A 12,692-nucleotide genomic window follows, 5' to 3' on the forward strand; every position below is an offset into this window, starting at 1 on the left:
ATCCTCCCGGAGATATGCGCTCCTCGCGAAAATAGAAACCGGCTTGACGGCCGTACGCTATTCTTTCACCGATCCCAGCACGATCCCATGCACGAAGTACTTTTGGAGGAACGGGTAAACAAGCAGGATCGGAATCATTGCGACGACCAGCTTGGCCGAATTTAGCGTCTTGTTCGATACCTTCATCATCTGGATTAACTGATCCGTCGACAAATTTTGCATCTGCTGCGGATCGATGACGATGACCAATTGCTGGATATACGTCTGCAACGGATAATTGTCGGGCTTGCTCATATAGATCAGGCCGTCGAAGAACGAATTCCAGTGCCCGACGATGCTGAACAGCGTCACCGTCGCAAGCCCCGGCAGCGATAACGGGAGATTGATGCGTAGAAGCGTATACCAGGGGCCGGCTCCGTCGACGTAAGCGGCTTCGTGCAACTCTTTCGGCAGGTTGCGGAAGAAATTCATAATGAGGATCACGTTAAAGATCGGAACCGCTCCCGGAATGACCAGCGCCCAGATGCTGTTCTGCAAGCCGAGCGACGTCACGACGACGTAAGAGGGAATCAGTCCGCCGGAGAACAGCATGCAAAACACCATGTACCACATGTAGGTGTGGCGGCCGGGGAACGCCTTCGACAAAGGATAGGCCATCAGCACCGTTAGGATCAGGTTGATCGCCCCGCCGAGCAGCACTCTTTTGACCGAAACGCCGAATGCGCGGAAAAATTGTGCATCCTCCAGAATGATCCGATAGGACGACAGGTTGAAGCCGACCGGCCAGAAACGGACAAAACCGGCATTCGCGGCCGCCTTATCGCTGAAGGAAAGCATAATCGTGTACCATAACGGATACAAGCAAAGCAGAGCGGCAACGGTCAGCACCACGAAGATGCTTGTATCCGCAAGGCGGGCGCCAACACTTTGCGACCTTACCATGATGGATCTCCTTTCCGCCTAGAAAATTCGATAATTCGCAAACTTGTACGCCAACCGGTAGGAGATCACGATCAAAACAATCGCGATAACGGATTTGAACAGCCCGATCGCCGTCGCCAATCCGTATTGCATCTGAATCAAGCCGAGGCGGTACACATACGTATCGATAATGTCGCCCGTCGAGTACACCAGCGGGTTATACAGGGTAAAGATTTGATCGAAGCCCGCGTTCAGGACGTTGCCTAGACTCAGCGTCGACAAGAGGACGACCGTCGTCGTAATGCCGGGCAGCGTAATATACCGCAATTTCTGCAGGCGGCTCGCCCCGTCGATCTCGGCCGCTTCGTATAACGCCGGATTGATCCCCGTCAGGGCGGCCAAATAAATGATCGTGCCGAAGCCGAACTCTTTCCATGTATCGCACGCCACGACAATCGGCCGGAACCACGTATTGCTGGCCATGAACATGATCGGCTTCGCCCCGAACAGCGTGACGACCTGATTGACGATCCCGTCGAGCGAGAACATCGTCAGAATAATCCCCGACAGAATGACCCAGGACATGAAGTGGGGCAAATAGACGATCGTCTGCACCCAGCGTTTGAACCAACGCGTGCGCACCTCGTGCAGCAGCAGGGCAAACGTGACCGGAATGACAATGCCCGCGACAATCTTGAGCGAGGCGATGACCAAGGTGTTCATAAAAATTTGGCGGCTGTCGGGAATTTGCAGCATAAATTCAAAGTTGGCCAGACCGGCCCATCTCTGCTTCCAGAACAGCTTGCCCGGAACGAAATCCTGAAACGCGATTGCGATGCCGAACATCGGGACGATATTGAAAATAAACAGCAGAATCGCTCCCGGCAGCAGCATGAGATGGTAGTGCATCCACAAGCCCTTGTTTTTCATGAACGATCACCTTCCATCCTAAGCAACAAGACGAGGCGCCGGTACACTTACCTAGCGCCTGTCCGGCGGCTTACGGTTATGGCTTGACGGCTGCCGCCACTTCTTGCGTAATTTGATCGCCGCCGAGCCGCTTCCAGTCTTTGACGAAGTCATCGAACTTGTCGACCGGCTCATCGCCGACGATGATTTTCAGGAAAGTCTCGTTCTCAAGCTTCTGAAGCGTCGCCCACTTCAGATCCATCGATTTGGTCTGACCGAAGAAGACGTTGCGCTCGATGTTCAGGTTATCCGGTTTGGTCTGAGGAGCGGCAAGAAATCTCGCCGTCGAGTCCGCCCAAGCGGCAATGTCCTTTTTCGGATTTTCATTGTTTTTCATTATGGCGTCGTACCATCCCTTCATCTCGCCGGGAAGCGACGAAGGGTCTTTGGCATCGACCGCCTTCTTGAGCGTAACGTAGGTATCGTATACGACATTCTCGTAGTCGATCTGCAGCGTGAACGGCCAGTTTGCCCAGTTGACGTTCAAACCTTTATAAATGTCCTTGGAATCCGGGTCCAACTGGCGAATTCCTTGATATTCCACGTTCAACACTTTAGCGATCGCTTCCGGATGAGCATACCCCTTCTTGACCACCAGGAACTGGGCAGTCGGATTCTGATCGTAGATGTTGAACTTCCCTTTCTCGTCGAACGGGACGGAGAGCGGCTTCCATTCCGCTTTCGGATCATTCTTGATCGAATCCGAGAAGACGCCGTACGGAATCCACCACGGCGCGAATACAATGCCAGCTTTGCCACTGGCTACCTGGTCGTTCTGGTCGCTCCGGATCGCGAACTGCTTGTCCAGAATGCCGTCCTGGTAGTAATCATGAAGCTTGCCGAGCGCCGTCTTCATCTCCGGAAGAATCGAGCTGTAGGAGATATTGCCCGATGCGTCGCGTAGCCATTGCCCCCTATAGGCATGCAATGCGCCGAAGATCGGGTCGAAGCCCCAGAACGTCCCCCACCCGGATAGCGCGGCAGAGCCCAGGAACCCGTACGTATCCTTCTGATTGTTGCCGTCCGGATCGTTGTCGACGAACGCCTTGGCGACGGCCGCCAGTTCGTCCAACGTCTTCGGTTCCTGCAGATTCAGCTTATCGAGCCAATCCTGCCGAATCCACGTCAGAATCTGCTGACCCCCGATCTGCGTATTCGGGAATGCCATCAGCTTTCCGTCGATCGTCGCCCTGCTGAGCACCCGGTCGCCGTACGATTCGTAGTATCCTTTGATCTGCGGACTGGCGTAATCTTTGTATACATCGGTAAGGTCTTCGATCAGCCCGGCATCTGCCAGTTGATGAAGCTGCTTCTCGTCGACGATGATCGCGTCCGGGAGCTGCCTGCTGGCAATGGAGACAGACAGCTTCTGCGCGTAGGCTTCCGGATTCTCCACTCGCCATTCATTTGTCACTTTCACGTTCAATTTCTTCTCCACATAGCGGTAATACTCGTTATCGTCGGCCGTATCTCCGCTTGGCAGATTGGAGCCCTGCGTGCTGACCATCTTCCCGATTGCCAGCGATACCGGCTGATCGTACCGGCTGAACGCCCCCGATTGGACGGTATTGCCTGAAGGGCTGCTGCCGCCGTCGGTTGAAGCGGCCGAGGATGATGGCGAACTCGTCTCCTGCTGTCCGCCGTTATTGCTGCACGCAGTCATAAAAGCGACCGCGGTTGCCAGTGTGAATGCCAACTTCGTTGCTTTCATTTGTTCTCCCCCAATATCTGATTTGCTTGCATGGCCATCATAGCGCGGATACCGCTTGAACCGGGTGGGAAAACGGGCGCGGATAGGGAGAAAACGATACGAAAATCGGTAAGCTTGGGACAATCGAAGGCAAATTGACTTTTTTCACCCGTTGACTGACGGTTTTCCGCCTATCGGATCATGCCGGATTCACAGGAACCCGCAACGTAATCGTCGTGCCTTGCCCGATCTCCGAGTCGATATGAATGTCGCTCGCTTCTCCGTAATGCGCCTTGATGACGCGATACACATAGTTCAAACCGATCCCGAGGCCGGCTTTGCGGCTCTCGTCCCGCTCCGCCGCGAATAACTGCGCCGCCGCCTCCTTCGTCATCCCCGCCCCGTTGTCGGCAACCTGAATAACCAGTTCCTCCGCTTGCTTGTCGATACGCAAGTCGATGGAGCCGTCCCGATCACCCAAGCCGTGATACAAGGCATTCTCAATCAGCGGCTGCAAAATAAAACGCGGAATTCGGACCACGTCTAGCAGGCCTTCGTCTATCTGAAAATGAACGATAAACGGATGGTCATACCGAATTTGCTGTAACGCCACGTAGTCCTTAAGCGCCTCCACTTCGTCGCGCAGAGGAACGATGCCGCCCTCCTTGGCGAGGTTGTAATGGAGGATGCGGGTAAAGATCGAGACCAGGCGATCGATCTCCCGCTCCCCGTTCATCCGCGCGATCCATTGAACCGTATTGAGCGTATTGTGAATGAAGTGCGGGTTGATCTGGTGCATGAGCTTCTCCAGCCCCAATTGCGCTTTCTCCCGTTCCTTCTGCTCGATCTCTCCGAACAAGCGATAGATGCGATTCGTCGTCTGATCGAACTCGACAAGCACCCGATCGAATTCATGAATCCCCGTCCAATTCGGCTTTCTCCTGGACTCGTCGGTGGCCATGAAATGAATTTCTCTCTGAATCTTCGTGATCGGCCGATAGACGGAGCGCCACACCAGCAGCGCCAGCAGCATGCTGGCGAACAAGCAGAGGAAGCCGATGGCACCGTAGGTAAGCAGCCATTCGTAGAATCCGCTGTAAAAATCCTGCTTCGTGATCGCAACCGCGAGGCTCCAGCCTTGATCGCTCCGATCCTCGAACACGTAGTAACCGCTTTCACTAATCTTGCCGCTTGTCCCGGAAGCTAGCGTCTGCCCGCTGCCGACCGGAAATTGCTGCGGATTCCCGCTGTAATACACTTTCCCTTCCGAGTTCAACAACAGGTGTGATGCCTTCATTCCGTACACGTTCGGATTCAGCAGCTTCTCGAACAGCTTCGCGTTCGTCTCGATATACACGTAGATATCGTCGCGGCCGTACCCTTCAATCTCGATTGGTCTGGCAAGCGAGAAAACTGTATTCGTGCCATAGCGATACGCTGTCTGATGCGGTCCGTAGAAGGATTCGCCCTTCACACTCGACAGCAGAGGGAGATTCTGCAGATTGAAGTTTGGGGAGACCATCATGCTCGAAAATCTTGCTTCATGGGTGTGGGGGAAATAATAGACGAGCAGCCCGAGGTTGGGATTGGAGAAATTGACGACGTTGATCGTTCGGATGATTTCGTCGGAAATGCGAACTTGCTCCGCTACGCTGGACGAATTCAGAAACCGCTGCAACTTCTCTCCGATACTGCCATCGGTCGATAGCTGCAAAGAGACGTATTCCATGCTGTTAAACGTATTTTCCAACCCGATCTTCGTTTGTCTTAGCGCGTCGCGGATACCGCTGTCGATTTTATTCTCGAAGATCGATTGGATGAACGAGTAGGAGACCGTTCCGAGCAGCAGCAAGGGGAGGAGCGTATTCAGCAGCAACACGACGACCAATCTCGCTCTCAGAGAAGCGAACAGCGAGCGAAAGAAAAGGTTAATCACGGTGCGGAATCTCTCCCCTTCATCGCCTTGCGGTATTCCGCAGGCGCGGCTCCCCTGTAGCTGCGGAACATTTTGCTGAAATACTTCTCGTCTTTAAAGCCGATCCGCTCGGCAATCGTGTAGATGGGTAGGTTCGTGCGAACAAGCAGGTCTTGCGCTCGGATCATCTTGCGTTCCCGCAAATAATGCCCGAACGACTGTCCGACAATCTCCTTGAAGCATTGGCTGAAGTATCCTTGGCTTAGGTTGAACTTCGCGGCCGCTTCGTCGCGGCTGATCTCGAAGTCATCCGTCTGATTGATATAGTGAATCGCATGTAGGATGCCGACGACAATGTCGGGGAAATAAGGATATTTTCGCATGCACGACCGCATGAACTTGCGAATTTCTTCGAGCTGCTCTACATCCCTATGCCAATGCTTTTGCATGGACAGGGACTGAAGATACGAATTCAATTTTTCCTCGCTCGTCAAAACGATGCAGCGCCCCAGGCCGACAGCGATCTCGCAGCGAAGCTGCTCAACGTCCGGTCTCAGAATGACCGTTGCGTGGCAAAGAGCCTCGAATTGAGCGTCGTCATACAGCCAATGCAGCGACTGCCATTGCTCCAGAAGCGCTTGCTGCTCCCGCGCCCGTTTGCCTATATCGACCTGGGCAAGCGTCGGGAAACTTAGTTCGTATTCGTGACGGCGAGCTTCATAGACGTAGTAAAGATATGTGGGAAGATGCTTGCGCAATGTGCGGATAATCGTCGCCGGCGAAACCCCTTGGGTCTCGTCCACTTTGATCAGGGTCCACTCCTTGTCAAACGACACCGGAGGCAAGGGCGGCATCTCCTGCCGGTCGCCGCTCCACGGCAGCAACCAGGCGGATGGATCGACTTCCATCAGCTCGCCGTCGCAGGCGCTCTGCAGCCGGGCGACCGCACCCGCCTCCGGCGTACCTTGGAGATGAACGAGCAGCCAGCCCCCGACAATCGTCTTCTCCTGCTTCGCGGGAGTGGCCGGCTGCTTGGCCGTGATTTCGTAGTGAATTCTGCCGACGATGCGCGTCAGCACCTCGTCCATGCTGTCTACTTCAAGCTGAGTCTTCACGATAAAATCGATCGCGCCCATGCGCAAAGCTTCCTGAACGTAACCGAAATCCTGATGGCAGGTCAAAACGACGATCCAGGTATAAGGGTAACGCGCGCGCATCTCGCTCATCAATTCGAACCCGTTCATGACCGGCATCGTAAGGTCTACGAACACCAGATCCACTTGATTCTGCTCCATCCATTCAAGCGCCTTCTTCCCGTTGCCCGCTTCCCCGACGACGCAAATATCGAATTTCTCCCAAGGCATCACGGAGATGAAGCCCATGCGCACTAATTTCTCATCATCCACGATAAGCGCTTTCATCATTGCGGCTTTCCCCCTGTCGAATATTTGGTTCCAGTATATTCAAATCGTGAACGGCTGTCGAGGAAGTGTATCGGATGCTGGCGTTGCGATCTGTAGAAACTGTGCCAAGAATAACAATCCAAAGCCGATAACACTTCCGGGCTATTCCAGCCAGCGCTGTTGCTGCGAATAAGTCCCCATGCAAGCCCGAGGGAGCCGACTGTCGCAAGCGATAGGCCCCGAAAGTCAAGAACGGTGTTCGAACGGATTAATAGAGGTTCAAAATTTTGAACAAATAGATCATGCTTACGGGAATCAAGAAAAGGTTCTTGTAGGCAAGCATGGCAGCAGTTCGGACTGCTGAAACTTCGAAACGCTTAATGCCTACATGATCCATCAACTTTTGCACGATGGATGGCTTGAGAATCGCAAACAACAGAGCGTTGTATAGACCGAATACGACTATGAATCCGAGCAAGTCCCACAAAAACGGAATCCAATCCAATTGCCGAATTCCGGCAAACATCGTCTTCCACGATCCTGGCGAAAATAACGATCCTAGGGGAGTATTAGTGCCATAAGCGATGAACAATATATATTGTACGATTCTTAACAGCTCCACTGCGATTTCCGTTGAAACCAATACGGACCTTTTGATCTCCTTCTGGTATAAGGCTTGATACGTGCGTACGACGGTAATGGGCAACGAGATGCCGAAACAAAGCACGGACGCGAAATAAAACGCGTAAGACGTACCCAACGTTTCCAAAGCCGTGACGAAAAACAATCTTACCCCTCCTACTGTTTTGATTTTTGTGTTATAATGAACACTGATAATAACTCCAAAATAGAGATTGTCTAAATTTTAGTATATCTAAATTAGATTATCTCTATAATAGAGATAATAAAGCGGAGGTGATCGGTTTGTCAAGCGAATTTGAGCAGGTGCAATCTGCAAGCAATCAATTAGGCCAACAGTTTAGCTTGGCGCTCATCATGTTTCACCAAAGCCTCGCAGATAAAGTGGGACTTAATCTGACGGATTACAAAGTGCTTGGCATTATCGGGGAAGGGGTTACAGCGGGCAAAATAGCTGAAATCACGGGGCTTTCCAGCGGAATGGTTACAACCGTAGTCGATAGGCTTGAGAAGAAAGATTATGTTTTCCGCGACAAAGACGCGCAAGATCGGCGCAAAGTCATCATTAAACTAAATTCGGATAAGGTTGCTTCCGAGCTTGCTCCTCTATTCCAATCGTTCGGACAAGTCATGGGGACGTTGTTTTCGAAATACAATGCCCAAGAGTTCGCCATTCTCGAAGACTTTATGCGCAACAGCATAGATATCTTTCAGAAAGAAACGATCAAAATACGGGAGTAGCTTGCACTGGCTTGGACATGCCGTGCTATCGATGAGACTTTACGTTTGTTGACGAACGAATAAACGTCCCAGGGATCAGGGCGGCCTGCGACTCCAATGAAAAACGAAACCAGCTCCCACGACAGGGGGGCTGGTTTCTTAACGTACTCGTTACGCGCTCTTAAAACAGAGTTGGTGATGAAACCGAGTCCGGCCAGCAGTAAGCCCGCTCCAATGGCCAGCAAAACCGCATATCCTTCCTTGCGGCTGTTTTTGAGGCTACGTTGTCTCTCACTGAAAGTTTGCGGAAAGCGGGGAGAGTCAGCAAGACAGCCAAGCCAATGAATGGAAGCACCAGCCAAAAAACAAATCTCCAGGACAAGTGCTCCGCTAAAAGCCCTGCGATATAAGGGCCGATTAAAGCAGGTAATATATACGCGCTTGAAAACATGACAAGTATTTTTGTTCTCAGCTTATCAGGGTAGCCTAAAGTAATGCTGCCATCCTTTCTATTTCAACTCGAATGAATCCCTTTGATAGAACAACACGCAGGTTATCACTCCTGTATTTCTCCAAAGCATAAACGCTGGTCAAGCAATTCTTGCGCATGTTTGAGGTCATCTTCACTTTGTATGACGTATGTGAAATCGTCTATCCCCTGTTTATTTATCAAATTATCCATTTCGATTCCCAACCAATCCATTCGCTCAAGGAATTGTTCTTTGGTTGTTTCTTTAGATTCAAGCATCCTGGTTATTTTATCTGCGCAATTTTTACGATAAAGGCCGTGAAGAGGAAACAGATGTTTTTGCGTAATTGGAATAAGGGCGTCATACTTTTCTGCTCGGTTTTGGATCAAACGGCGAGTAACCTCCGTAGAGATAAACGGCATATCACATCCGACAATCCAAACGAATGGATGCCGTGCTAGATTCAATGCCGCATGTATCCCTCCCACAGGGCCGCATTCCGTAAAATAATCTGTGATCAAGCGGACCTTTGGATCGAGATTGTCCATCAATTGCAATGGATTGTCGGTGACGACAATAATCTCCGAACAAATCTCTCTCATAATTCGGACTTGTCGGTCAATGAGGGAGCCATTTCCCACTCGCAATCCGGATTTTGCTTTTCCGAAGATTAAAGAATTGGGCCCGCCGGACAGTATCGCTCCAGTTATCGTGGATGAAGTCATGGTGTTAATTCCTCCTTTTTCAGCCCGTCACTTCATGCGGCTGTCTATCTAATCTATTTCACAATCAGATCGCATTTTCTTTCTGGCCGCAACCGAGGTCTTATTCTTTGCCGAAGTCACATGCAGAAAATATATTATTGCGCCAAGCGAATCGCCAAATTGTATAATTCCATATTGAAGTCCTTCTTGGTGGTAACGACTTGTTCGATATCCGTCGTGACCAATTCGCCTTTGATCGTGCCGCAGGCTTTGCCGGAATCGCCTTCTATCAGCTTCTGCACGGCAAAGTCGCCAAGACGGCTCGCCAGAATCCGGTCGTTGTGCGTCGGCGCGCCGCCGCGCTGAATATGTCCAAGCACGGTTACGCGCGCGTCAATGCCGCTGTATTCTTGTAATTGTCTGGCGATGTTGTCGCCCCGGCCCACACCTTCAGCGACGATGATGATACTGTGCCGCTTTCCTTTCTGGAAGTTCTCCTTCATGCGCCCAGAGATCTCTCGGACGTCGAACGGTACTTCCGGCACGAGAATCGACTCGGCGCCGCTGGCCAGACCAGCGTACAAAGCGATGTCTCCGCAATGCCGACCCATGACTTCAACGATCGAGGAACGCTCGTGAGAAGACATCGTATCTCGCAGTTTATTAATGGCGTCAACGACGATACTGACCGCCGTATCGAAACCGATAGTGAAGTCGGTGAATGAGATGTCGTTGTCGATCGTTCCCGGCAGACCCATCGTCTTGATGCCCAGCTTGCTCAGATCGTTGGCTCCCCGGTAAGATCCGTCGCCGCCTATGACGACCAAACCGTCGATGCCATTTTTGCGAAGACAATCGGCACCGCGCCTCTGGCCTTCCGGCGTATGGAACTCCTTGCAACGAGCAGTCTGAAGAATGGTGCCTCCGCGTTGGATAATGTCTCCAACGCTACGCAAGTCCATCGGATGCAAGTCTTCGTTAAGAAGGCCCTGATACCCATGTTGAATCCCGTAAACCTCAATCCCTCGAAACAACGCGCTGCGCACGACGGCGCGTACCGCGGCATTCATCCCTTGTGAATCTCCTCCGCTGGTCAATAAAGCAATCTTGTTTACGGAACGCATATATAATTCTCCCTTCATCTTAAATTCGCTTGCCCAAGTCCGCTATCATCCTGCATCCTTATTCCGTATTGTTTGAGTCCATGTTAGAGCATGCTCGCACTGCGTTCTGTGAAAAACATCACGTTTAGGTAGAGTCGACACTAAGCTGTTACATCGAGGAAAAGACAAAACGAAAACAACTCGGCATCAAGCCGAGCGGAAATCCATGTATGCAAAGGTTGTAATCCTGCGAAACGCCCGTATGGGTTCGATGCTTGAGGCCGTGAAGACCAGCAAAATCAGGGCGAATCGCAGGTTCAGCATCCATGTGTCGTAAAGTGGTTCCTTTTCCCGGGTCAAACCTATCCCCTCAATATCCCATCAGACCGATATGTTCAAATCCCTCTCTCGATAAGGCGAGATCAGCCAATAAATCGTGCCGAGGAACAACCCGCCGCCTACAATATTCCCGAGGGTGACCGGTATCATATTGTGCAGCCAACCGGCGATGGTGATCGTGTCGGGATGGGGCAACAGCAGTGCGAGACCGAATATCGTCATATTGGCGACGCTGTGTTCATAACCCGAAGCAATGAAGGCATACAGCATCCACCAGATCAGAATGAGCTTTGCCGCGTCATTTGTGACGCGTTTGGAAGTCCAGATGGCCAGACAGACAAGCCAGTTACATAAGATGCCGCGGAAGAACAGCTGCGAGGTTCCGAGCGTCATTTTTTTCTTGGCTGCCTCCATCAGAACATGATCCGCGGTAATGCCGTGGAAAATGTCTGCCCTCACGACGATGAACGCAAGCACCATCGCACCCGCCAAGTTGCCGATGAACACGAGGCCCCAATTCTTCAGCATATCCTTCCAGGTCGTAGCCTTTGCGAGCGTACTGAGCGTAAAGTACATATTGTTGCCGGTAAACAACTCGGAACCCGCAATGATGACAAGCGTCAAGGCAATCCCGAAGGAGGCGCCCATCACGATGCTTGTAGCGGGAGAATGGATGGCATAAAAAGGCGCTCCCACATTCATGATGAGCACGATGCCGATCCCGACATAAGCGCCGGCTAGCATGGCGGAAAGAAAGTAACGGAGCGGGCTGCGGTCCATCAGATCTTTCTTCTGCTTGGCAGCATGCACCATTTCCCGGATCGTATCCTGGAACATATTGTTTCCCCCTCAGTGGTGAAGCTTACAGCCTCGGCAGAACAACGTTGACGATGTCGTTAGTTGTGCGCACTTCGAACGTATGGGCAAGGCCGGTGTCCGGAGCCTGAGCCTCTCCCGTCTCCAAGCAGATTTTCAAATCCCTAATCGGACAATAGATGTAATGACCGCTGAGGATCGCTTCCGCGAGCGTTCCTCCTTTGGCGTGCGGAGTGCGGTTCTCCAGCGCGAACAGCCGGCCATCCGTCGTTCGGAATACGGCCAGGCCGCCAATACCGCACGTCCATCGGCATCGTCGACAACGGTCTGACGCACCGTCTCAAGGCCAATCCGTTCTACGAAATCCGACGTGCGTTCGGCGTGTTGAGCGTTCTCTCGGTAATATTGGATGAAGGCGGAGCAGATCTCGACCAGTTCTTCATCCGTCTTCACCTTGCAGCCCATCGAATCCTGCGTACCGAATCGGCAGAATTGCGATCTTCGCGTAACCGTAACCCGACGGCATGCCGAGATCCGCCCAGATCGCCGGAAGATCCTCTTTCTTCACGCCGAGCAGGTCCAGCCGCTGGCCGCCCGTCACCTTCACGGTTTTGACGTCGTATTTCTCGGCCACATCTGCGATTTTCCGTAGCTCCCCCGGCGACGTAACGCCGCCGTACATGCGGGGAATGACGCTGAACGTGCCGTCCTGTAAATGAATTTCTCCGTCGTGTCGATGCACTTAATTCGGGTTCCGGTATGCAGTTCGATGCCATTCTCCCGATACCACGATCTGTCGTTCAGGATGATTTCATCGATCTGTTTGGAGCCCTCCAGCATGTAGGACAGCTGGATGCGGTTATAATTAGGGTACGGTTCTTCACCGTATACCGAAATATCGAAAGACCGGGTAAGCTTTAAGATTTGTTCCAGCGCCCCCACGCCAGCCATTCCGTTGCCGACGAGGACCAGTTTGCGTCGTCCGTACGTTGTTTGTGTCATC

The 12,692-nt window shown here is 52.2% G+C and carries 12 protein-coding genes and 2 pseudogenes; 1 reads left to right on the forward strand and 13 read right to left on the reverse strand.

Annotation, left to right across the window (positions count from 1 at the left end):
* Positions 1-57: 57 nt before the first annotated feature.
* From LKX83_RS10725 to LKX83_RS10750, 6 genes are all read right to left on the reverse strand, one after another.
* Positions 58-942 carry a carbohydrate ABC transporter permease gene (locus LKX83_RS10725; RefSeq protein WP_227882185.1) on the reverse strand — a complete coding sequence of 295 codons (885 nt, stop codon included), beginning with the start codon at positions 940-942 and terminating at the stop codon, positions 58-60.
* Positions 943-960: 18 nt separating this feature from the next.
* The gene (locus LKX83_RS10730; RefSeq protein ID WP_227882186.1) at positions 961-1,851 is read right to left on the reverse strand and encodes an ABC transporter permease; all 891 of its coding nucleotides are present in this window, start codon (positions 1,849-1,851) and stop codon (positions 961-963) included.
* Between the two features lie 76 nt (positions 1,852-1,927).
* The gene (locus LKX83_RS10735; RefSeq protein WP_227882187.1) at positions 1,928-3,601 is read right to left on the reverse strand and encodes an extracellular solute-binding protein; all 1,674 of its coding nucleotides are present in this window, start codon (positions 3,599-3,601) and stop codon (positions 1,928-1,930) included.
* 178 nt (positions 3,602-3,779) lie between these two features.
* Complete coding sequence (locus LKX83_RS34290; protein ID WP_227882188.1) at positions 3,780-5,516, reverse strand: sensor histidine kinase; 1,737 nt, start codon at positions 5,514-5,516, stop codon at positions 3,780-3,782.
* Positions 5,513-6,919 carry a response regulator transcription factor gene (locus LKX83_RS10745; protein WP_227882189.1) on the reverse strand — a complete coding sequence of 469 codons (1,407 nt, stop codon included), beginning with the start codon at positions 6,917-6,919 and terminating at the stop codon, positions 5,513-5,515. Before LKX83_RS10745 ends, LKX83_RS34290 begins: the two co-directional genes overlap by 4 nt.
* A 247-nt stretch (positions 6,920-7,166) precedes the next feature.
* Positions 7,167-7,685: a hypothetical protein gene (locus tag LKX83_RS10750; RefSeq protein ID WP_227882190.1), complete on the reverse strand. Its 519-nt coding sequence runs from the start codon at positions 7,683-7,685 to the stop codon at positions 7,167-7,169.
* A gap of 137 nt (positions 7,686-7,822) precedes the next feature.
* Here LKX83_RS10750 and LKX83_RS10755 point away from each other — a divergent pair, with 137 nt between their 5' ends.
* Positions 7,823-8,278, forward strand: coding sequence for a MarR family winged helix-turn-helix transcriptional regulator (locus LKX83_RS10755; RefSeq protein ID WP_227882191.1), 456 nt, complete (start codon positions 7,823-7,825; stop codon positions 8,276-8,278).
* Here the strand turns inward: LKX83_RS10755 and LKX83_RS34295 are convergent.
* From LKX83_RS34295 to LKX83_RS10785, 7 genes and pseudogenes are all read right to left on the reverse strand, one after another.
* The gene (locus LKX83_RS34295) at positions 8,248-8,619 is read right to left on the reverse strand and encodes a hypothetical protein (RefSeq protein ID WP_370639066.1); all 372 of its coding nucleotides are present in this window, start codon (positions 8,617-8,619) and stop codon (positions 8,248-8,250) included. The genes LKX83_RS10755 and LKX83_RS34295 overlap by 31 nt on opposite strands.
* 5 nt (positions 8,620-8,624) lie before the next feature.
* Positions 8,625-8,708, reverse strand: a pseudogene (locus LKX83_RS34300) (hypothetical protein); the annotation flags it as partial.
* Between the two features lie 105 nt (positions 8,709-8,813).
* Positions 8,814-9,452, reverse strand: coding sequence for a molybdenum cofactor guanylyltransferase (gene mobA, locus LKX83_RS10765; RefSeq protein WP_227882192.1), 639 nt, complete (start codon positions 9,450-9,452; stop codon positions 8,814-8,816).
* Positions 9,453-9,586: 134 nt separating this feature from the next.
* Entirely contained in the window at positions 9,587-10,555 is a 969-nt protein-coding gene (gene pfkA / locus LKX83_RS10770; RefSeq protein ID WP_227882193.1) for a 6-phosphofructokinase, read from the reverse strand.
* A gap of 360 nt (positions 10,556-10,915) precedes the next feature.
* Positions 10,916-11,710, reverse strand: a complete 795-nt coding sequence (locus LKX83_RS10775; protein ID WP_227882194.1) for a formate/nitrite transporter family protein — start codon at positions 11,708-11,710, stop codon at positions 10,916-10,918.
* 25 nt (positions 11,711-11,735) lie between these two features.
* Positions 11,736-11,945 carry a Rieske (2Fe-2S) protein gene (locus LKX83_RS10780; protein ID WP_370639065.1) on the reverse strand — a complete coding sequence of 70 codons (210 nt, stop codon included), beginning with the start codon at positions 11,943-11,945 and terminating at the stop codon, positions 11,736-11,738.
* A pseudogene (locus LKX83_RS10785) lies at positions 11,846-12,401 on the reverse strand (hypothetical protein); the annotation flags it as partial. The gene LKX83_RS10780 and the pseudogene LKX83_RS10785, both read right to left, overlap by 100 nt.
* Positions 12,402-12,692: the final 291 nt, after the last annotated feature.

The organism is Cohnella baijiui, from assembly GCF_020731285.1.
Taxonomy (GTDB): Bacteria; Bacillota; Bacilli; order Paenibacillales; family Paenibacillaceae; genus Cohnella.

Bases quoted from the DNA above. Each gene is read 5' to 3' on its own strand.
- LKX83_RS10725 (WP_227882185.1), bottom strand. From the start codon at position 942: ATGGTAAGGTCGCAAAGTGTTGGCGCCCGCCTTGCGGATACAAGCATC.
- LKX83_RS10730 (WP_227882186.1), bottom strand. From the start codon at position 1,851: ATGAAAAACAAGGGCTTGTGGATGCACTACCATCTCATGCTGCTGCCG.
- LKX83_RS10735 (WP_227882187.1), bottom strand. From the start codon at position 3,601: ATGAAAGCAACGAAGTTGGCATTCACACTGGCAACCGCGGTCGCTTTT.
- LKX83_RS10745 (WP_227882189.1), bottom strand. From the start codon at position 6,919: ATGATGAAAGCGCTTATCGTGGATGATGAGAAATTAGTGCGCATGGGC.
- mobA (WP_227882192.1), bottom strand. From the start codon at position 9,452: ATGACTTCATCCACGATAACTGGAGCGATACTGTCCGGCGGGCCCAAT.
- pfkA (WP_227882193.1), bottom strand. From the start codon at position 10,555: ATGCGTTCCGTAAACAAGATTGCTTTATTGACCAGCGGAGGAGATTCA.
- LKX83_RS10775 (WP_227882194.1), bottom strand. From the start codon at position 11,710: ATGTTCCAGGATACGATCCGGGAAATGGTGCATGCTGCCAAGCAGAAG.